This window comes from Streptosporangium sp. G12 (assembly GCF_052983175.1).
This window is the reverse complement of the sequence record NZ_JBRIQO010000014.1, coordinates 20,456-39,658: the sequence shown is the minus strand read 5'-3', so window position 1 is coordinate 39,658 and position 19,203 is coordinate 20,456. Positions and strand designations below refer to the sequence as shown.

At 67.1% G+C, this 19,203-nt stretch carries 21 protein-coding genes; 7 read left to right on the top strand and 14 right to left on the bottom strand.

Annotation, left to right across the window (positions count from 1 at the left end; genetic code table 11):
- Positions 1-49 precede the first annotated feature (49 nt).
- The 4 genes from ACVCAG_RS21635 to ACVCAG_RS21620 all read right to left on the bottom strand — a co-directional run bounded on the left by ACVCAG_RS21635 (position 50) and on the right by ACVCAG_RS21620 (position 3,470).
- Entirely contained in the window at positions 50-1,015 is a 966-nt protein-coding gene (locus ACVCAG_RS21635; protein WP_440085271.1) for a phosphotransferase, read from the bottom strand.
- Positions 1,016-1,168: 153 nt separating this feature from the next.
- Positions 1,169-2,047, bottom strand: a complete 879-nt coding sequence (locus ACVCAG_RS21630) for a hypothetical protein (RefSeq protein WP_440085270.1) — start codon at positions 2,045-2,047, stop codon at positions 1,169-1,171.
- A gap of 28 nt (positions 2,048-2,075) precedes the next feature.
- Complete coding sequence (locus ACVCAG_RS21625) at positions 2,076-2,903, bottom strand: aspartyl/asparaginyl beta-hydroxylase domain-containing protein (RefSeq protein ID WP_440085269.1); 828 nt, start codon at positions 2,901-2,903, stop codon at positions 2,076-2,078.
- A gap of 84 nt (positions 2,904-2,987) precedes the next feature.
- Positions 2,988-3,470: a hypothetical protein gene (locus tag ACVCAG_RS21620; protein ID WP_440085268.1), complete on the bottom strand. Its 483-nt coding sequence runs from the start codon at positions 3,468-3,470 to the stop codon at positions 2,988-2,990.
- 539 nt (positions 3,471-4,009) lie between these two features.
- Here ACVCAG_RS21620 and ACVCAG_RS21615 point away from each other — a divergent pair.
- Positions 4,010-5,440: a hypothetical protein gene (locus tag ACVCAG_RS21615; RefSeq protein WP_440085267.1), complete on the top strand. Its 1,431-nt coding sequence runs from the start codon at positions 4,010-4,012 to the stop codon at positions 5,438-5,440.
- A gap of 81 nt (positions 5,441-5,521) precedes the next feature.
- Here the strand turns inward: ACVCAG_RS21615 and mltG are convergent, their stop codons facing one another.
- The 3 genes from mltG to ACVCAG_RS21600 form a co-directional block, all read right to left on the bottom strand.
- Positions 5,522-6,481 (bottom strand): endolytic transglycosylase MltG, encoded by a 960-nt coding sequence (gene mltG, locus ACVCAG_RS21610; protein ID WP_447190195.1) that lies wholly within the window; start codon positions 6,479-6,481, stop codon positions 5,522-5,524.
- Positions 6,478-6,990: a SigE family RNA polymerase sigma factor gene (locus ACVCAG_RS21605; protein ID WP_440085265.1), complete on the bottom strand. Its 513-nt coding sequence runs from the start codon at positions 6,988-6,990 to the stop codon at positions 6,478-6,480. Before ACVCAG_RS21605 ends, mltG begins: the two co-directional genes overlap by 4 nt.
- A gap of 416 nt (positions 6,991-7,406) precedes the next feature.
- Positions 7,407-7,823, bottom strand: a complete 417-nt coding sequence (locus tag ACVCAG_RS21600; protein ID WP_440085264.1) for a WD40 repeat domain-containing protein — start codon at positions 7,821-7,823, stop codon at positions 7,407-7,409.
- 292 nt (positions 7,824-8,115) lie between these two features.
- Here ACVCAG_RS21600 and ACVCAG_RS21595 point away from each other — a divergent pair, with 292 nt between their 5' ends.
- The 3 genes from ACVCAG_RS21595 (at position 8,116) to ACVCAG_RS21585 (ending at position 12,040) form a co-directional block, all read left to right on the top strand.
- Positions 8,116-9,210: a hypothetical protein gene (locus ACVCAG_RS21595; protein ID WP_440085263.1), complete on the top strand. Its 1,095-nt coding sequence runs from the start codon at positions 8,116-8,118 to the stop codon at positions 9,208-9,210.
- 46 nt (positions 9,211-9,256) lie between these two features.
- The gene (locus ACVCAG_RS21590) at positions 9,257-9,781 is read left to right on the top strand and encodes a hypothetical protein (RefSeq protein WP_447190194.1); all 525 of its coding nucleotides are present in this window, start codon (positions 9,257-9,259) and stop codon (positions 9,779-9,781) included.
- Between the two features lie 639 nt (positions 9,782-10,420).
- Positions 10,421-12,040 carry a cellulose binding domain-containing protein gene (locus ACVCAG_RS21585; RefSeq protein WP_447190193.1) on the top strand — a complete coding sequence of 540 codons (1,620 nt, stop codon included), beginning with the start codon at positions 10,421-10,423 and terminating at the stop codon, positions 12,038-12,040.
- A 185-nt stretch (positions 12,041-12,225) separates the two neighbouring features.
- Here ACVCAG_RS21585 and ACVCAG_RS21580 read toward each other — a convergent pair whose 3' ends face one another.
- Both ACVCAG_RS21580 and ACVCAG_RS21575 read right to left on the bottom strand, forming a co-directional pair.
- Positions 12,226-12,786, bottom strand: coding sequence for a hypothetical protein (locus tag ACVCAG_RS21580; RefSeq protein WP_447190192.1), 561 nt, complete (start codon positions 12,784-12,786; stop codon positions 12,226-12,228).
- A gap of 332 nt (positions 12,787-13,118) precedes the next feature.
- Positions 13,119-13,367 (bottom strand): cell division protein SepF, encoded by a 249-nt coding sequence (locus ACVCAG_RS21575; RefSeq protein WP_362688623.1) that lies wholly within the window; start codon positions 13,365-13,367, stop codon positions 13,119-13,121.
- 326 nt (positions 13,368-13,693) lie between these two features.
- Here ACVCAG_RS21575 and ACVCAG_RS21570 point away from each other — a divergent pair, with 326 nt between their 5' ends.
- Positions 13,694-14,254: a flavoprotein gene (locus tag ACVCAG_RS21570; RefSeq protein ID WP_440085259.1), complete on the top strand. Its 561-nt coding sequence runs from the start codon at positions 13,694-13,696 to the stop codon at positions 14,252-14,254.
- A 392-nt stretch (positions 14,255-14,646) separates the two neighbouring features.
- Entirely contained in the window at positions 14,647-15,387 is a 741-nt protein-coding gene (locus tag ACVCAG_RS21565) for a hypothetical protein (RefSeq protein ID WP_440085258.1), read from the top strand.
- Positions 15,388-15,432: 45 nt separating this feature from the next.
- On the opposite strand, the gene ACVCAG_RS21560 is transcribed toward ACVCAG_RS21565, so the two are convergent.
- The 5 genes from ACVCAG_RS21560 to ACVCAG_RS21540 all read right to left on the bottom strand — a co-directional run bounded on the left by ACVCAG_RS21560 (position 15,433) and on the right by ACVCAG_RS21540 (position 18,458).
- The gene (locus ACVCAG_RS21560) at positions 15,433-16,335 is read right to left on the bottom strand and encodes a protein phosphatase 2C domain-containing protein (RefSeq protein WP_447190191.1); all 903 of its coding nucleotides are present in this window, start codon (positions 16,333-16,335) and stop codon (positions 15,433-15,435) included.
- Positions 16,336-16,497: 162 nt separating this feature from the next.
- Positions 16,498-16,734, bottom strand: coding sequence for a hypothetical protein (locus ACVCAG_RS21555; RefSeq protein ID WP_440069583.1), 237 nt, complete (start codon positions 16,732-16,734; stop codon positions 16,498-16,500).
- 164 nt (positions 16,735-16,898) lie between these two features.
- Entirely contained in the window at positions 16,899-17,285 is a 387-nt protein-coding gene (locus ACVCAG_RS21550; RefSeq protein ID WP_440085256.1) for a hypothetical protein, read from the bottom strand.
- A gap of 3 nt (positions 17,286-17,288) precedes the next feature.
- Positions 17,289-17,711, bottom strand: a complete 423-nt coding sequence (locus ACVCAG_RS21545) for a hypothetical protein (protein WP_440085255.1) — start codon at positions 17,709-17,711, stop codon at positions 17,289-17,291.
- A 60-nt stretch (positions 17,712-17,771) separates the two neighbouring features.
- Positions 17,772-18,458, bottom strand: a complete 687-nt coding sequence (locus tag ACVCAG_RS21540; RefSeq protein ID WP_440085254.1) for a hypothetical protein — start codon at positions 18,456-18,458, stop codon at positions 17,772-17,774.
- 111 nt (positions 18,459-18,569) lie between these two features.
- Between ACVCAG_RS21540 and ACVCAG_RS21535 the strand changes: the two genes are divergently transcribed.
- Entirely contained in the window at positions 18,570-19,166 is a 597-nt protein-coding gene (locus ACVCAG_RS21535; protein WP_440085253.1) for a cadmium resistance transporter, read from the top strand.
- Positions 19,167-19,203 lie beyond the last annotated feature (37 nt).

Below are 19,203 nucleotides of genomic sequence, written 5' to 3'. Positions count from 1 at the left end.
TTCCGAGGTGTGTAGCCTTTCCCCGGTATTGAGGTGCCATCGCGGGCTGCTACCAGCCGGTGCGGTACATCGTCCATGTGATGGCCGCCGCGGCGGCCCTGCGCTGGTAGCCGCGCAGGTGTGGAACGCCCAGTGGTGCGGGTTGTCGGCTCATCCGGGTCCAGTATCCGGCGAACGCCGCCGCGTAGCTGGTGATCACCTCTGGCGCGGCGAGGTTCCAAGCCGAGAATTCGGCCAGGATTTTCTCCGCAGCCTCGGCAGAGTGGCCGGTCATGATCAGGTGAGGGACGAGATCGGTGATGTCCTGCCAGGCGGCTCCCTGGCAGGGCTGTGCCCAATCCACGACGACCGCGGTGGTGTCATTCGCGGTGATGATCAGGTTGTCGGGCCGGATGTCCCCGTGGACCAGTGTCGCGCCGTCCGCGTCGCGCATCCAGCGGGTCTCCAGGTCGGCGAGCGCGTAAATGTGGCGTCCCTCCCAGTCGCCCAGATCCTGGGGAGGAGAAAGGAGCAGGTCGCGCCAGCCGTGTAGCTGGTGCGTCCGGGTGGCGGAGGCGAGCGGAAGGCCGGGGATCGGGTTCGGTGTCAGCAGGGTGACCATGCTGGAAAGTGCCGACGCGACGGTGAGGACGTCCGGCGAGCCCGGGGTCAGGTCGGGATGGTGTCCTTCGATGTCATCGAAGATGAGGATCGTCCACCCGGCTGCCGCGCCGTGCCATCGCAGTCGCGGGCTCGGTACACCGGAGGGAAGACATTCTGAGGTTTCGGCTTCGACCAGGTATTTGGCGGCCAGGACGTGGTCGTCCGGGATCGCCTTGACGAACACTCGATCGGAGATGAGGGTGAGGCGCGCCGCGACCCCCGGTGTGAAACCGCCGCTCTGCACATCCGCCCTGACAACAGGCGAACCGAGGTGGGTGGTGAGGAAGTCGCGCAGCTCGTGAGGAAGCTCGTCCCATGAGGGACGTACGGCGGTGAAGCCGAGCGGTGGATCACCGAACCGGTCGAATGACATGGAGAAAGCCCTGTACGTGTTGGGATGGATCGGACGCGGACGCGATCTCGCCGAGCGGGACGGGACGCTGTCTCGTCTATCCCCGCTCGGCGCCGGTAGCTCGCTGTTCAGTAGCGGGTAAGGGCACGAGTTCACCGTACCGGCCGGTGGTGTTCAGCCGAGGTCGAGATGGTGGAGGTAGGCGTCGATGGACAGGCGCAGGGGACTCACCGCCTCCGGGGCCGCGCGCTGGGCCAGTGCCAGGATCCGTTCGAGGGAGTTCTTCAAGGACGCGACGGTGGGGGTCGGCGGGGAGGTGATCAGCACTTCCAGTTCTCGGAGGCAGGAGCGGCCGATGGGAGTGGCGCCGATGTCGGTGTCGAGGTGATACCAGCCGTAGAACGCCGTCCGTGGGGACAGGGCGGTCCGGATCAGGGAGCGGGCCGCAGTGTGAAGCATGTGCGTCTCGGCGTAGGCCATGAACTTCTGTCCCCGGGCGATCCGTTTGTGGATCATCCAGCCCAGCACCAGCGCTTCGACGATGAGTTGCTCGCATGTGGGCGGGGTGGCCAGATGGTCGGTGACGAACTGAGCCACGGCCGGATCAGACGTCTCGTGCCTGGCATGGGGGGTGGTGTAGATGATGTGGCCGTGGGTCGAGGCGGTGATGTCGTCGATCCTGTCGGAGGGAGCCACGTACAGGTCGAGCTGGTGGAGCTTGCCGTCGGCCTCGAGCAGGTGCACATAGCCGAGGCCACCCATGCGAGGCACGATCTTGTCGGGCCAGCCGGGCATGATCGCGCCGAACTCGGTGACGGCGAGCGCGTCGAGCATGTCGACGAACTCGGCGAAGGCCGATGGTGCGACTCCTACGACGAGATCCACGTCGGAGAGCCGGTCGGAGGTTCCACGAGCGAAGGACCCGCGAATGAGCAGTTGGGTGACGGCAGGGCAGGCGACGAGGTGATTGATCGCGTTTTCCATGACGGCGAACTGGCTGGGCCGGTTCACCGCGGCAAGCCGGTCGATGGCCTCATGGCAGGTGTCGAACATGGGTTTCCTTTCTTGGTCGTTGGTCTTCTCAGCTAATGTCCGTACCGAGCAGGACGGATTTTCGATCACGCCACATCTCGGCGGTTCGCGTCGCGCCGCTGTGCTCGTACAGCTCACTGATCAGGTCGTAGGCGCGCCCTTCGGGAAGAGCGTGGGTGAAGAACAGCCGCAGCAGGTGCCGCTCGGCTGCCTGGCCGTATCCGAACCGGATCAGAGAGCGTGCCTGCTCGACCTTTCGCCGGAGCAGATCGTCGTCGAGGTGTGGCAGATGGTGTACGCAGTCGTCCGGAAGCTGTTGTCCCCTGGTCAGTTCGGTCAGCTCAGGGCTGGCGTAGCAGTCCAGGATCAGATGGAGGCGGGTCGGCCCGTACAGGTTGCAGGCGCCGTGCGCGAAGGTCGGAGTGAGCCGCCATATGTTGCCCGTTGTCAGGTGGACCGCTGAGCCCGCGAGGACTAGATAGGCCGAGGAACTGGTGATGAGGGGGATGTGCAGCCGGTGCCGTTCGACGGATCGCAGCTCTCCGTAGTCGCGGTGCTCCCACAGGAAAGTCCTTGCGTCGAGGCGGGCGATCCGCGCCCACATGTACCGCAACCCGAGCGTGGACAGGAGCCGCCGGGTGGCCGGCATCGACGCCAGCAGGGCGGTCTCCACGGGATCGCAGTCGGTGATGGTCACGTCGGTGGCGTCGCCGGTCATGTTCAGCAGCGACAGCGTCCCCCAGCCGCCCGACTGGTATTCGCCGTACTGGGCGACCCACCCTTCTGGGACGGTCAATGTCTCGTGACGGACCCGTTCCAACACGTCGGCGTCGATCGTCCCGGTGCAGGCGACCTGCTGTGCCAGGGAGGTCATCATGGGCGTCCTTTCTCGTACGGCTGTTTCTCCGATGTGGATTGCTCTGGTCTCTTCGCCTCGGGACGAAGCCGAGGCGCGTGCACGTCAGCGCGGGACGACATGGTCGGCCAGGATCACGTCTGCCAGCAGCGGCAGTTCGCTGCCCAGCACCGTGGTAAGGGGGCGGGTACGCAGGATCGCGTAGTGCTCGCTGAGCCGTTCGGCGGCCACGGTCGACGTTGCCGCGGACGTGAGCAGGGGACCGCCGGAATGGCTGAGCCTGGGAGTGGTCCACCAGAACTTCTCACCGTCGGTGTAGACCAGCAGCCCGTAATAGACCGACAGCACGGCCTTCCCGCAACGGAGTTGGTGGACGTCGGCCGAGATGCCGTGAGTGCTGTCCAGCAGGGCGGCCAGCTCCTCGGCGAGACGAAAGGCGGGAGACCGCTCGCCAGGTCGAGCGGTGCCGGTCTGGTCTTCGGTCGGCGGCGGACCAGTGGTGATCGACGACGCGACGGGGTGCGTCTGGGAAGCGAGCCTGTCGTCGTACCCGCTCATGAGGGCGTCACCTCGTGGGGATGCGCTCACGCCACGACCTCCTGTCGTGTTGTCGCGGCAAGAGGGTGTCCGGCGAATGGCCCCGGTCGTGAACGACGGAGACCGGTACCGGCCGGGCGTGACGCCCGGGGCGTGCGTGGGCGGACATGATGGGCGGTTGGACTTTCGTCGGCTGTGACGCCACCGCCGGCAGTGGACCGCACAGGCCGAGGCGGCGCCGTGCGGTCATACGGGCCTGCACCTGCCGGGGAGTGGGCTGCTCCCACAGATGGTCGCGGCGATGGGGGAGGCTGTGCGCCTCGTGGGCGTAGGGGGCGTGTCCGCACCAGCGACAACCGAGCGGCAAGGGCGGGGCATCCGCTCTCCAGCGGACACGAATGGTTCTAGCCTTGTTCATGGGTCAGGACTCGCTTCCTGGTCAAGGGACCCGTACGGCGTTGCGAGCGCCTGCGGGTCCCGTCTGTTCAAGAGACCGTCCTCTAATCACATGGCGTAAAGCCGTGTATGGGCAGGTGGTGTTAGGGGAAACTGAGGGAGACGGGCGTTTCCCCCTTGGTCCGAGGTGCGTGATGAAGGAGTTTCCGGAATGGGCCGTTCGACTCCGTGTTGAGCGATGCGCCCGACTTTGGTCGCAAAAGGAAATGGCGAAGCGCCTGGCTGAGGTGGCTGACGAATGGGCACGCGAACGTCTGCCGGCCAGAGATTCCCTGGTGCGTTCGATCAAGGGGTGGGAAGCGGGCAGGCACAAGCCCAAGAATCCTTACCTCACGCTCTACTGCCGGGCGTTCGACATGACCGAAGCGGAACTCTTCGCCATCGGGAAAACGGCTCAGGCCCGCCTACCGGCTGTTCCCGACGACGGAGGTCTTCCGGTTCAGGGCTTCGCGCGAATGCCGCGAGTTCGTATGGACGCGGCCCTGGTCGAGGCACTGATCTCGGCGTACACCGGCCTTGTGCCAGGCGCCTCCAATCTGGAGAGATCGCCGCAGAGTAGTCTCGTTTGGGAAGAACCTCATGGAGACGACATGGACACGGAACGCCGAAGGCTTCTGCAGCTTGCCGTCGCGAGCGCCGGAATCGGAATGCTCGGTGAGCCGGTTCGCCACCTGCTCGACCTGTCTCTCGGCCACGACTTCCGAAGCGTCGAGGAATGGGAACTGGCATCCAGCGATCACTTGTACGCGCTTCGAACCCGTGCGCCCGCGCAGGTCGTAGCCGATCTTGTCATCGATCTGCTCGCTGTGCGACGGCAGATGGAGATGTCTCCTCCCGCCGAAGTAGTCGAACTGCAAAAGGTCATGGCGGGGCTCTCCACGATCCACGCCAACGCCTTGACCCGCCTAGGTGACCACGGAGCCGCCATCCGCTGGTGGCACACGGCCCGTCATGCGGCCGACGCCTCGGGAGATCGGGAGTTGCGCCTGTTGGTCCGGTGCGAGGAGGTGGGCCACGGTCTCTACGGACAGCGTGCTCCGGAGACGATCCTGCACCTCGTCCACAATGCGAAGCAGATTGGCGGTGGACCTTCTGTCGACCTAATGTCCACCCAGGCGAAGGCTCTCACTCTGCTCGGCAGACATGACGAGGCACGCGAAGCGCTGAACGTTCTTCTCGACCTGACAGAAAAGGGTTCCACCGGAGACTCTCTGGGCTTCTGGAAGGAAAGCCAGATCCATTTTACGGAGAGTTGGGTTTATGCTGGTGCCGGTGATGAGGAAAAGGCAGACGAGGCCCGAGAGAAAGTCCTCAGACTGACCGGGGATTATCAGTATCAGGCCAATGTGCTGCTCCATGAGGCACTCTGCACGGTCGTCAGAGGAGGCATCGACGAAGGCATGCGACAGGCGGCGGCGGTGATAGCCCCTCTCCCTTCCGTCTACCGGAGTAACCACATCATCGAAACCGGAAGAATGCTGCTCCGTACGGTTCCCTTTGACCAGCAGAGCCGTCCCGCTATCGGCGAGTTTCGTGAGGTTTTGGCCGGTGAGGTCACAAGGTAGGTGCCTTCCACGGGCTCCGTTCAGGTCGGCCAGGCGAGAAGAGAGGGCCCCGGACAAACAAGGCCGTGGCGCGCCGCTCCGTCACCCCGTCCTGCGGTTCTTCTTGTACTCCTCGACCAGCTTGATGAACTCGGATTCGGAGCTGGCAAACTTCGTGATGCCCTTCTCCGGATCGGTCCTCACGAAGTACAGCCAGGGCCCGGCGGCCGGCTTCAGGGCAGCCTTGATGGCGGCGGCACCCGGGTTGCAGATGGGACCGGGCGGCAGGCCGAGGTGCGCATAGGTGTTGTACGGCGACCTGCTCCTGAGATCCTCGTTCGAGACCTTCGCGCCGAGCTTGTTCAGGCCGTACATGATCGTGCTGTCCAGTTGCAGCGTCATCTCGGGCGTGTGGTTCAGCCGGTTGTGGATAACCCGCGCGATCTTGGGCATGTCGCGCTTGTCGGTCGACTCGGCCTGGACGATGCTGGCGATGGTCATGATCTCCAATGGCGTACGGCCGACGTGCCTGGCGCCGTTCACCAGGTCGCTGTCCTCGGCGGCGCGGTTGAAGCGTGTCACCATCGCGGCGAGGAGTTCGCCGGGGCTCGACGCGGGTGAGACCTCATAGGTCGCGGGGAAGGCGAATCCTTCCAGCGCGCCCTTGGCGTAGGCCGGAAGGCCGAGTGCCTCGCCGTCCCTGGCGGCCCGCTCGAACTCCGCGAGCGGTCTGCCGGTGGCGGTCGACAGCTGCTTCAGGATCTGCGTGAGCCGCTGTCCTTCTCTCACGGTCAGGGTGGTCTGCCCTGGCCTGGTCTCCGCAAGAGTCTCACCGGAGCCCCGCCCGGTGAGGTCCTTGGGGGCCGCCGCCGGAGAGGACAGCCCCTGGACCACGAGCGTGGATCCGACCGCCATCACGGTTACGGCCGCCGCTGCCGTCAGGGCGAGGCCGCGCCGGCGGGATCGATTCCGGTTGGCAGGGAAGAACCGGCCCGGTGGGGGTGGCTGCTCCTCATGGGCCATGTCGGAGAGGGTCTCGCGCAGCAGATCCTCGATGTTCATCCGAACTCCCTCACGGTGCTCAGTTCAGGTGCGGCCTTCTTCAGACGCTCCAACGACCGGTAGATCTGGCTGCGCACGGAGCCCACCCTGACACCGAGCAACCGCGCGATCTCGGTCTCGGACAGGTCCTCGAAGTAGCGCAGCACGAGCATGGTCCGCTGCCTCGGGGTCAGCCGGGCAAGAGCCGCGCGCATCACCAGGCGAAGGTCCACCATCTCGGCGTGCCCGTCGCCGATCTGTTCCGGCAGCCATCCGGTGGACACTTCGGCGACGCGGGAACGGCGCCGCCACCAGCTCACCTGCTCGTGGTACATGACACGGCGGACATAACCCTCGATGGCCGCCGGGTCGCGCAGGCTGCGCCACTTCACCGCTGTCTTCGCCAACGCCGACTGCATCAGGTCCTCGGCGGCGTGCCGGTCACCGGTCAGCAAGTACGCGGTACGGAACAGCGCTCCCGATCGATCGACGACGAACTCCCGGAAGTCCGCCTCAAATCCTGGATCCACCTGTCCTCCTCGCGATGTCACCAAGCAAGGACGCGGACAGGGCGTCGGTCTATGCCGGCACGGCCGAACCGATCTGCATCAAGGGCTGCACGCCCTGGCCCGCATCATCTACCTTCGCCACCTGCGGGCCTCAGCCCGACCCCGCCTGCTCCGCCACGTCGGGAGCCGCCCCCGGCGTCGAGCCACCGGGACACCGCCGCGTGTCGCCGGGAGGCGGCAGCCATGCTTGCGGAGCCCGAGCGCTTCGGCCGGGCGGAGACCGGCGAAGTAGAGGCAGACGAAGAAGTCGCGCAGGTGCCGACCACGGTCGAGACGGCTCACGCAGGTCACCGCGGTGAGCAGTTCGCGCGCCTGAACCGGATCGACCGCCACGCGCCGATCCAGGACCTCCCGGACCTTCGGAGGCTTCCGCGCCTTCACCTCGTCGATTTCCACACCCGCACTCTGCCGTCGGTGCTGCCCGTGATGAAGACGGGTGTGCCGTCGCCACGCTTGGCGACCTCTATGTCCATGACACCGGAGTAATGCCCTCTGATCGGTCTGCCGATGAGCTTTCCCGTGTCCAGATTCCAGATATGGAAGGCCGCCCTGATACGCCCCTCACCACCGGAGACGATGACAGGAGTGCCATCGTCGCGCCTGCCCGTCGCCACCGCGTGTACGAGATCGTGCCCGGATCTGAGTGGCTTACCCAGAGACTTTCCGGTGTCGAGATCCCAGATTCGTACGGTCCCGTCCTCTCCGGTGGAGACGATGACCGCGGTGCCGTTGCTGCGCTTGCCGATCGCCACGTCGTAGACGGGGCGGGTGTGGCCTTGCTGCGGCCCGCCCACTCGGCGACGAGTTGTGGGCGGTCATCGAGCCGCTGCTGCCGACTCCTTTCATCGCCGTTCTGCCGGATCGGCCCTCGACAGGTCTCGTGAACTGCCGGACTGCCGTCCGGCCGGAGCGTGCGCGGATGACGCCCCGCCCTCCGGGCTTGGCACAACTCGTACGGCGTGGTCCGGCACCGACAGGTTCCGGCGATCAGGAAAGCCACCCTCACATCGGTGATATCGGAATCTTCCCCATATGACGGATACTTTGGTCCCCCATCGGGACACGACCTGAGATCCAGAGGTGGCCATGGCGCCGAAGACTTTCGCGGACGGACGTGACCGCGGCCTGGTCGTGTCCATGGTCGTGCTGGCTCTCGTCATGATGTGGGGCCTGGCCGTGGTGGTGCTCGACGTACTCGCCTCTGCCGAGCTGGGATCGGCGGCCGCACGGCTGCCGGACGCGAGGCCGGACATCGAAGGGGTGGCGGGCTCGGATGGTGGCCTGGCCGAGAAGGTGCGGCGGGTCAGGGAGGAGGCCGCGGGGCGGACCACCGCCTTCGCGCTGTTCATCGCGGTGGCCGCGGGGACGTTGGGCACGCTGGCCTGGTTCGCCTGGAGGCGCCGGTCGGTCGCCATGTCGTTTTGGGCTGGGGTGGTGACGGCTCCCTACCTGTGCGGGCTCGGCGCGGCGCTGTGGTTCCAGCCGTTGCCCGAGCCGAGGCTCACCGCCCCCTACGGGGAGGCGCTGCGGGCCGTCCACCCGTACTGGTACGCGCCCGCCCGGACCGTGGTGATCGCGCTCGCGGCGGCTGTCCACATGGTCGTGCTCATCCTGATCGCTCGATGGTCGGTCAGAACGACCGGCGGGCCCGCGTCCGCCCGCCCTCTCGCCGCCGGGTTCATGGCCGTGACGGCGACGTGTGCCCTGGCGGTGGCGGCACTGAACTTCGCGGGCATCGCTCAGGCGAGGAAGGCGGCGCTCGGCGAGACCGTCGCCGAGGGAGCGGACGCGGCGAGCGGCTTCGTCCACGATCCCGGCACCGCCGATCGCCTGCTCGACCTGTCCGTTCGAGACGCCTGGGTGTACGCGGCGCTGCTGGCCGTGGCCGCGCTGGTGGCCTGCGCGGTCGCCATCGGCGCGGCACGCGGCGGAAACGGGGCGCACGTGACGGCGGCGACGCTGGCGGGTGTGGCGGTCGTGCCGTATATGACGGTGCTGCTCGCGACCGTGGCGCTGGGGCCGTTCGTCCATGGCAACGGGGAGCCGGTTCATCTGTCGGTGTCGGAAGGCCCCGAATGGTATCGGCCCGTGGTCTGGTCCCTCCTCGCGACGGCCGCGATCACTTTTGTCGCCGGAACCGCACTCGTGATCCGGCCCTCGAACCGCCCCGCCCCGCCGTAGCCCCTCAAGATGATCTTTCAGGGTGTCGCGACGGTACGGTGTGCCGATGGCGGACATCTACGAATTCGTACTGTCGGTGAACATCCGTGCTGATGTCACCGACGACGAGCTCGCCGAGCTGCGGTGGCATGTGGGACAGGGGCCACGACCTGAGCGACTGCCGATCGGCACTGACAGGTACGTGGAAACCTATCCACTCGGTGATCCTGACGACCCCGACTGCGAGTGGGAGGACGCGGAGGCGGAGCCCGTGTTCGCGCGGCGCGGCGCCGCCCGGCGAGTGGGAGGCGCGCTTGTCGCCGAGTTGGTCGCGCGAGAGCGACCGGACGGCTGGGCGCTGACGGTACGCCAAGAGCTCCATCCCGACGACTTCTACCGGCTCCGGACACTGCTGGACTGGCTCGGCCGGTGCTCGGCCGACGCACATGCCGGCGGTGTCGAATCCTTCATCGGTTACCTGCGCTTTCACGAGAGCACCGAGATCGCGTCCCTTGTTCTCGTGAACGGGCGGATTCGTGTGCCGGAGGACATCGAATCGCACACCCCGCACTGGGAGGACGCCACGTTGTGACCGGCCCAGCCCGTTTCGGCGTCAACAGTGGCCAGAGCCGGTGGGGAAGGCACGGGTACGACAACCGGGCCGCCGTCGACGCCGTGCCGGCGCGCTCAGCCCGTCATCGCCGTTCGGTACGCGTCGGTACGGTGAACGGCCACGACCCTCTCAGGATGGTCGAGCGAGAGGTGGCGGCTCACATGACTGCCGATGTCCCCGCCCGCGGCACCGGCGCGGGGCCGCGGGTTCCTGACCTGAAATTTTCACGGCTCGACGAGAGGTTCACGCAGTTCGCCTGCTCGCCGGCCCGCCTCGTGCTTGACCCGGCCGCCGGGACGGAACCACACTCCGCTGGAGTGTCACCCCTCCGCGCGACCACCTGAGTGGTCCACCTCGCCGTCGCACCCGCACGCCGGTTCGTAGCGGGAAATGTTAACGCCAACAATTTTGGGAGCCGATAGCAGCCGCTCATGTTAGCGGTAACACGATCAACGTTCATCCCATGACGACGCCGGGGACCGGCGCCGAGTGGGCCGACGGGACTCAGAAGGCGCGGATCAGCACCAACGGGCAAAAGGACGAGACATGACGCAAGATCAGAATGAGCCCGCAAGCGGCGAGCGAAAGCCGCTGAGCCGGAGAACCATCCTGACGACGATGGGGGCCCTGCCGGTCCTCACGGCCGCGACCACGGTCATGGGAGCCTCGGAGGCCGTGGCCGCCACGGCGGTCATCAATCCGTCGGCGCAACGGCAGACGATCCGGGGCTTCGGCGGCATGACCTTCGCGTCCTGGATCGGCGACCTGACGGCTGCCCAGCGGGAAACGGCGTTCGGCACCGGCGAGGGCCGGCTCGGGTTCTCCGTGCTGAGGATTCCCGTCCCCGAGAACCAGGCGGACTGGAGCCGCGATGTGGCGACGGCGAGGCGCGCGATCGAGCTCGGGGCGACGGTCATCGCGTCGCCGTGGAATCCCCCCGCCGGCATGGTCGAGACCTTCGTCCGCGGCAGCCAGACCAATGCGAAACGCCTCAGGTCCAACATGTACGGGGCCTACGCCCAGCACCTGAACGACTTCAGCACGCACATGCGGAACAACGGGGTGAACCTGTACGGCATATCAGTGCAGAACGAGCCCGACTACGCGCATGACTGGACGTGGTGGACTCCCGCCGAGATCCTCCGGTTCATGCGGGAGAACGCCGGCTCGATCAACACCAGGGTCATCGCGCCCGAGTCCTTCCAGTACCTGAAGAACATCTCGGACCCGATCCTCAACGACCCCGTGGCGCTCGCCAACATGGACATCCTCGGCGCTCACCTCTACGGCACGCAGTTCTCGAACTTCCCCTACCCCCTCTTCAAGCAGAAGGGCGCGGGCAAGGAACTCTGGATGACCGAGGTCTACCTCCCCAACAGCACCGACTCGGCGGACACCTGGCCCCAGGCGCTCGACGTGGGGGAGCACATCCACCGCGCCATGGTGGACGCCGAGTTCCAGGCGTACATCTGGTGGTACATCCGGCGCAGCTACGGCCCCATGCGGGAGGACGGCCAGATCAGCAAGCGTGGCGCGATGATGGCGCACTTCGCCAGGTTCGTCCGCCCCGGATACGTGCGGGTCGACGCGACGGCGAACCCGGCGTCGAACGTCTACGTCTCGGCGTACCGGGGCGGTGACTCCTCGGTCGTCATCGTCGCCGTCAACAAGGGCACCTCCGCGGTGAGTCAGCAGTTCACCGTGGCGAACAGCACCGGATCATCCAGTGTCTCGTCCTGGCTGACCGACGCGAGCAGGAACGTCGCGCCCCAGGGGGCGACCACCATGTCGAACGGCTCCCTCACCGTCACGCTTCCCGCCCGAAGCGTGATGACCTTCGTGACCAGCCTGGGCTCCAACCCCACCCCGACCCCCACCCCGAGTCCCACCCCGACTCCGACGCCCACCCCGACGCCCGGCACCGGGCCCCGGGTCGCCTACGCGATGAGCCCCTGGAACAACGGCTTCACCGCCAACATCAGCATCACCAACACCGGGACCTCGACGATCAACGGTTGGACGCTGGTCTTCACCCTGCCCTCCGGCCAGTCCATCACCTCGGGCTGGAACGCCACCTACTCGCCCTCCAGCGGTCAGGTGAGCGCCCGCAACGTCAGCCACAACGGCACGCTCGCCCCCGGAGCGACCATCGACATCGGCTTCCAGGCCAACCACACCGGCAACACCACCGAACCGACCGCCTTCACCCTCAACGGCATCGCCTGCACCGTGGTCTGACCGGCGGGTGAAACAGCCCCTGAAGCCCGACCGGCGAAGGGGACGGGTGCGGCCTCTCCGATGAAAGGAGAGGCCGCACCCGAAAACGTCAGTTCTTGCGCACCGACCGGCGTATCAGAACGTTCTGTCACCACCGAATCCGAGACAGGGGCGTGTTTCACGGAGTCCCGTCCGCGGGGCGAACGTCAGGAAACGACGTCAACGCCGCTTTGCGCCTCAGGGCGATGAGGCACATCGGTGAGGTTACGACGATGGATCTCGATCAGGACGTAGGCGGCGAAGGCGTAAGCAGGACCGTAGAAGAAAGGCGGGATGCCGACACCTGTGCCGTTCCGGTAGCAGGAGTACCAGCTGGGGAGCGACAGGTAATCGGCCGGCGGGCAGTGGGTCAGGTCCGACCAGGGGCCGACGATGTTGGCGGCGAGATTGACCACCGCGAGAGCTGCCAGGACGACCGCCAGGACCAGGGTGGTTCGATCCCGCCACCTTCGCCGGAGCAGGGCCGCCACGGCCACCATGGGTACGGGCAGCGCGAAGGCCAGCACGATGATTTCGGCATTCCACAGCACCTGCATGACGTCCATGCCGACGGAGCCCAGGTAGCCGATGCCGAGGCCCTGAGACAGAGGGAAGATCCCGATCCCGTCGATGACGTGGAAGTCGTAGTGGAAGAGGCCGGTGCTCGCGATGACCTCGCTGCCGAACCAGGCCGTGACCGAGGGAAGAAGCACGAGCAACGCAGTCACCGACCACCACCATTGGACTCGCATCCGCCCTGCTTCCCGGCACCGGTACCGCATGAGACGAAAAGCATGGCATGTTGGGCTCACCCCGGTGAGAACCGGCCTTCGACCCGGCCGGGCGGCCACCCGCGAACCGGCGTTCTCGGCTCACGACCGCCACGCGTCGACCACGTCCGCCACCGCCACCTCGACCCAGGCCGGAGACGACACCACCGGCTCTTCGTCATGACCGGCTCTTGTGCAGGGCGAAGGACACCGGCGCGGGCCGTGTACGACGACCGCCCGGCGTTTTCCGGGGAGCGGTCGACCCGCCGCACCACCGGCACGTCACCCGCCTACGGCGCCTCTTCGGCGACCGGTACCCGATTGCCCAGTCCACGGGGCATCAGCAGGAACACCTTGGGTGACAGGCGGTCCATGTCCCCGCCTCTGCCGAACACCAGGCCGGCGGCGAAGTCGACGAACTGCTTCGCCTCGTCGTCCGGTAGCGCGGTGAGGTCCATCACCACCGGTACGCCGGTACGGAAGAAGTGCCCGACGTAGATCGCTTCGTTGTAGTTCTGGGGACGTAGTGTTTTGACCACCGGACAAGTCTCCACCGTCCGTCACGCCCGTCAAGGCGCCTTCCGGGGCGCGGGACGGCACGTCGCCGGTCCCGGCTCTCACCGTGAGCGCGGCGTTCGCCGGGATCGATTCCTGTGACGTGCTGCTCGTCCCGGGAGGTCCTGGGAGCCGGGCGCCGCTCGACGACGTGCTTCTCGGCCGTTCGACGCCGGATCCCCCGCCAAGGCGTCGCAGGCCGCGAAGGATCTCCTCGCGGAGAGAACCCGTTGATCTCACGGGGTGCGGCCCTGTGGAATCGTGAACCCGCTGACCCCTTGAACCCACCCGCGTCCCCGGGAGTGATCGCGTGAACGAGTCCGGCCGGCTTCTTCAGGTCATCGTGTGCGCGGCCGGTGCCGCCCGGGACGTCGGCCGTCTCGTCACCCTCGCCCAGGACGAGGGCTGGACCGTCCAGGTCGTCACCACCCCGTCCGCGCTGGACTTCGTCGACGTCCCCGCCTTGGAACGGCAGACCGGACGCCCCGTCCGCAGCCGGTACCGGACACCGGACGAGCCCAAGCCCCCGCGAGCCGACGCGATCATCGTCGCCCCCGCCACGTACAACACCGTCAACAAGTTCGCCCAGGGCATCGCCGACACCTACGCCCTCGGCCTCCTCGCCGAAGCCCCCGGCCTCGGCATCCCCGTGGTCGTCCTGCCCTTCGTCAACGACGCTCTCGCCACCCGCGCGCCGTTCCGCCGGAGCGTCGAAGGACTCCGGGCCGAAGGCGTCCGTGTCCTGCCCAGCGCTTCCGAGTCCGACCCGGCCGACACCGGAGACGAGAGCGGGGAGGGCCACCCCTGGGCCCTCGCTCTCACGGAGATCTCAGGAAAACAGGCTCGCCGGACGCGCGCTGATCGGTCATAGCGAGCGGCGAGGAACCGGCGCCATGAGACGCGTCGATTCTCCGCGATTATCGGTCTGCACCATAATCTCATTATGTGTCCACAGTCATTGTGCGACGTGAAATAACCATCGATTCTCATGCTTCCGGTCTGTTCCGATGTTCTTCGTCTCCCGGCCGGGGATTCATATGTCATCGGGCTTCCGGGTCTTACAATGACCACCGGAAGGAAGGACGGTGGGATCTGGAAGGCTCAGGAAGGCAGCGGCCCGGTGTGGTGGTCGATCCCGGGCTGTCGCCCGAGGTCGCGGGTTTGTTTCGCGCGAATCCATCCCTGCTCAAACGCATACGGGCAGGTTGGAGGCCGCTGGAGAATCCGCCGAGGAGATCCGCGGTTCTCCCGGCCGTCGCCGGTATGTTCGCGGCGGTCGGCTTTCTGGCGGTGCTTTCCTTCGAAAAAGGGGCCGGGCTCGGAATCCTGCTGCTCGTCATGCTCGCGTACTTCGTTTTCGCGGCGATCAGGGCCGCGAGGGATTCCGAGGAGAGCGACAGCCCGGAGCAGGAACTGTTCGAGCTCGCGCACCGCTACCGCGATTCCTACCTTCTCCCCGACGACTTCGACGCCGCCGCGAGCCGCCTGCTCGGCCGGGCGCGGCTGGCGGTCGACTCCGTCCTGCGATCGCGCGTCAACGCCGAGGGACTGCTCGACGACGTACGGAACGCCGTCATGCTGCCGCCGCAGGAATGGGAGGTCGCACGCCTGCTGGCCAAGCTGTCCTCCCTGCGTGGAGAACACCGCGATCTCATGCGTGGCGGGGTCGCCCAGGAGGTGGCGGCCGCGATGAAGCCGCTGGAGCGCGTGCTCGCCGGCAGCGAGAGCGCCGTCACCGCGAGGGTCGAGGCGCTCGAGCGTTACGCGGCCCATGTCGCCGACGCCGAACGTGCCTACCGGGCCCGTGGCCAGATCGAGGCGCTGGTGGAGCGGTTGCCCCGCTACGAGGAACTGCTCGCCGAGTCGGGGGCCGACGGCCTGAGCATGCCCGAGATCGGGCATCTCACCGGCGAGGCCGACGAGCTGGAGCAGGCGTTGCGCGCGAGCATCGGTTCGGCGCACGAGCTGTTCCACCATCTGGACGGCCCGGCGCCGTCCGGGTGAGGGGCATCGGATGATCACCTGCCACGCGGGCCGGCGGGCCGGGGATCAGCCGAACAGGCAGTAGGCGGCCGTCGCGTCGTCGTGGATTTTCGTCCGGGGCCAGCGGGAGCCCTCGGGGTCGGTGTGCTCCGCCTCGCGGACCCGGCGGATCAGCTCTCCCGGGCCGGACCGTTCGAGGGTGTCGAGGGCCTCACGCCAGGTGGCCAGCTCGAACCGATCGACGAGCCGGGAGGCTCCGTCGCTGAGCAGGGCGACCGCCCGCACCCCGTGGGAGGGGAGCGTGCCGGTGAGCGACTGCTCGGCGGTGAGCGGGTCGACGGCGGCGATCCAGAAACCGCCCTCGCGGTTGCGGTGGTCCCGCATGGCCTCCACGTACTCCCGATGCGCGGTGACACGCTCGGAACTTCCGTAGGCGAGGCCGTCCATGGTCGACCGGTGCGCCCTGCCGATCTGATCCACCCGGTCGTCGCAGACGACCGTCGGCTCCGCCTGGCCGGTCACGTCCAGGACGAGGACGGAATCCGCCAGGACGAGGAAGTCCAGGTCGCCCGCCGTACGGCGGACCATCACCACCGTGGCGGAGGGTGATCCGGGATGGGTGAGGTCGCAGACGAAGTCGTGGAGGGAGGCGACGGCCTTTATCCCGTTCGCGAGTATCTCCGTGAGCGTTCCGGTGTCCTGCGTCATGCCCGCGAGGAGGGTCGAGCCCAGGGAACGGACGTACCAGCTGACGCCGTGATCGCACCCGGACTCCGCCCCCGCCGGGGTGCCCGCGCCGTCGAGGAGGACGAAGGCGTCCGGGGTCGCCCCGAAGAAGTCCTCGTTGTCGTCGTTGCCCGCTGTGTTTCCGGCGTTTCCGGCGTTTCCGGCGTTCCTGGCGTTTCCGGTGCAGCCGGTGTCCGCGTTCTGTCTGCCGGGTGCCGCTTCGGTGGCGAAGGTGATGCGCATCGGTTCGGGGCTCCTCGTGCTGGACGGGCCCGCGCTGGACGGGCGTGCACGTTTCCCTCACGAGTTCCCCCGTTGGAACGGCGTATTCCCGCGCGCCCCCCCACCCGGACATCCCACCCGGACATCCCTCGCGGTGTACCTCCGTGACGCACCGCCACAACGTCAGTAAGAGGGCTCCGAAATCGACTCGGCTCGATAGACGTCCATCGGTCCCTCGTCGTCCTCGTCCACCCCCACCTTCCTCAGCAGCAAAGTCCGGCTGCCGATTTTCAGGGAACGTTCACCGTTGATCTCCGTGGACGCGAACACCGTGACCGCGTGACCGTGCATATCGCGCACCTGGTCGTATTCTGGTCCGTCAGGAATGTCTAGCTTGATGCGCCTCGTCTGGAATGTCACTCTCCCAGTGTGAAAGCCTCGGCCCCGAAAATCGATCGTGCGCGTGACGATATTTGGCATCATTTTCGACGGGAAAGGTATGGGCGCCCGGCCCCCTCCTCGGTCCGGGCCTCGCGAGGGCCGTAGTCACCGAGACCGCCGTGGGCCACCAGGAGCGGAGATCGCTAGGGCAGGGGGTCGATCCCGATGTTCTGGTCGTACTGGATGAGCTCCGCCCCGCGATCGGTGAGGATGGGCCAGCGGGTGGCGCGGGCACACCAGACGACGTGTCCGGCCGTGATGTCGCGCGACCCGTCGAGGATCTCCGCGATGTCCCCCACCTTCCCGTGGGTGAAGTCGTCGATCCTCACGCCGGGCGTCGTGACGAGCTCGAACAGCTCCTCCTGGGTCGAGAGCGGGGAGATGGACAGGACGGCCGCGAGGCTGGTGGCCGGGACGCATATCCCGCCGCCACGGAAGAGACACATGGCGGCGACGCTCCGGGAGTATTCGGTCTTCGCCACCGCGATGTCGACCAGTGCGCTCACGTCGAGCACTCGACCGGGAAGCATGGCTCAGCGCCTCCGGAAACGGCGTATGCCGATCTGGCCCCACTCCGCCTCGGAGAGCTGGTCGACCCCGAGGGAGTCGGCCGCCGTGTCGAGGTCTTCGCGATGCAGGTTCCAGCGGTGCATCAGGGTGATCACGTGAGGTTTGTTGCCGATCTCTCGCTGGACGGCCGCGTGGAGCACGTCGGCGACCCGGTTTCCGGTCAGTCGCGCCTTACGGGAAAGCGCCTCATAATCCGCTTTATCCAGCTCTATGGTGATAGATGTATCGGAAGTCGGCGTGCCGATCGCCTTTTGTCCTTCTCTGAGCTGGAGATGGGCCAGCCACAGCGGAACCGAATCCGACTCTTGTCTGGCGCCATCGTGATCATTCGATGATGGTTTTTCCGATCCTGTGCCGTCTCGCCATGCCGGCATGGAGTGGGCCATGCGTTCGACAGTAGCTGTGAATTGTCGATTATGGCAGCACTTCTGGGCCAAAGGTCATCACTACAGGAACCCGGGCGGCTGAGCGGTGGGATCGGTGGGAACAGTGGGATTCGTAGGAACGGCGGGCGCCGAAGGGCCGGTGGGCACGGAGGGGTCGGTGGGAGGGGTGGGGGTGGGCGCACCGGGGGTGGAGGTGGGGGCGGCCGCGCCGCAGAACCCCATGGCCCGCCGTTGCTCGGCTATCTGGTCGACCGGGGCCTGGTAGGTGAGCCGCTCCTCGGGTGAGGGCTCGTACCGCCACGTACCGCCCTCGAAGGCGAAGTCGAAGTCCGTCGAGTCGTCGAGCCGGGTCGCCTGGACCCTGGCGAGGTCGCCGGTGATCGTGACGGTGGCGATGGTGAGCGGGGAGTTCGGCAGGATCGGGGGGCAGATCTCGAACAGCCGCACATACTCCTCCCGGGCGATCAGTCCCTGCGCCTCGGTGGTCCACAGGTCCCAGAAGTCGCCGTACAACCCGCTGCTGTAGGCGTCGAGCGCCGGTTGGACGGCCTGGCGGACCGAGGCCTCCGAGTGCTCGCCGCCGCGCGCCGGGGTCGCCGCGCTCGGTGGCGACGAGGGAGGGTTGAACACCATGAAGACGGTGACGACGGCCCCGATGGCCACGCCGATGGCCATGACGACCATCACGACCAGCCCTCGTCCCGTCTCGCCCCGCGGCGGCTGGCCGTACTGCGGCGGATAGCCCACGTGCGGTCTCCGGGGAAATGGCAAGAGCGGATGAAGGTGATCATAACGTCCGTGGTTCTCGGCTGACCACGGTCATCGCGCACCCGGAAGGGGAGCCGACATAATGCGCGCGTGATTCAGACGATCGGTACGGCCGTCGCCGTCTTCGCCGGTACCAACGTGGACGACATCATCATTCTGACGGTGCTCTTCCTGGCGTCCAGAGCGGGGGGCGTTCCCCGCCCCTGGCAGATCGTCGTGGGCCAGTACGCGGGCATCGCCGCGCTGGTGGCCGTCTCGGCGGCGGCGGCGCTCGGCCTCGCGGTGGTGCCGGACCGCTGGGTGGGACTGCTCGGCCTGGTGCCGTTCGGCATGGGGGTGTGGGGGCTGGTCAAGGCCGGGAGAGCCGGGAAGAACGGCGACGGCGACGGCGACGACGGGGCACCCCGGGTCGCCTCGGGCGTGCTCTCGATCGCGGGGGTGACCATCGCGAACGGGGCCGACAACATCTCCGTCTACACCCCGATGCTCCGCACGATCGGCCCGGCGTCCGGCGCCGTCACGGTGGCCGTGTTCGCGGTGCTCGTCGCGGTCTGGTGCGCGGCGGCCTCCTGGCTCGGGTCGCACAGGAAGGTGATCGCCCTGGTGGAGCGGACGGGGGCGTGGCTGGTGCCCGTGGTGTTCATGGTCATCGGCGCCGTCATCGTGGCGGAGTCGATATTTAGATAAATATCGACAAATCACCCGAATCTAGGGCAAACGTACT

Bases quoted from the DNA above. Each gene is read 5' to 3' on its own strand.
- ACVCAG_RS21635 (WP_440085271.1), bottom strand. From the start codon at position 1,015: ATGTCATTCGACCGGTTCGGTGATCCACCGCTCGGCTTCACCGCCGTA.
- ACVCAG_RS21630 (WP_440085270.1), bottom strand. From the start codon at position 2,047: ATGTTCGACACCTGCCATGAGGCCATCGACCGGCTTGCCGCGGTGAAC.
- ACVCAG_RS21625 (WP_440085269.1), bottom strand. From the start codon at position 2,903: ATGATGACCTCCCTGGCACAGCAGGTCGCCTGCACCGGGACGATCGAC.
- ACVCAG_RS21615 (WP_440085267.1), top strand. From the start codon at position 4,010: ATGAAGGAGTTTCCGGAATGGGCCGTTCGACTCCGTGTTGAGCGATGC.
- mltG (WP_447190195.1), bottom strand. From the start codon at position 6,481: ATGAACATCGAGGATCTGCTGCGCGAGACCCTCTCCGACATGGCCCAT.
- ACVCAG_RS21595 (WP_440085263.1), top strand. From the start codon at position 8,116: ATGGCGCCGAAGACTTTCGCGGACGGACGTGACCGCGGCCTGGTCGTG.
- ACVCAG_RS21590 (WP_447190194.1), top strand. From the start codon at position 9,257: ATGGCGGACATCTACGAATTCGTACTGTCGGTGAACATCCGTGCTGAT.
- ACVCAG_RS21585 (WP_447190193.1), top strand. From the start codon at position 10,421: ATGGGGGCCCTGCCGGTCCTCACGGCCGCGACCACGGTCATGGGAGCC.
- ACVCAG_RS21565 (WP_440085258.1), top strand. From the start codon at position 14,647: ATGTTCGCGGCGGTCGGCTTTCTGGCGGTGCTTTCCTTCGAAAAAGGG.
- ACVCAG_RS21560 (WP_447190191.1), bottom strand. From the start codon at position 16,335: ATGCGCATCACCTTCGCCACCGAAGCGGCACCCGGCAGACAGAACGCG.
- ACVCAG_RS21550 (WP_440085256.1), bottom strand. From the start codon at position 17,285: ATGCTTCCCGGTCGAGTGCTCGACGTGAGCGCACTGGTCGACATCGCG.
- ACVCAG_RS21545 (WP_440085255.1), bottom strand. From the start codon at position 17,711: ATGGCCCACTCCATGCCGGCATGGCGAGACGGCACAGGATCGGAAAAA.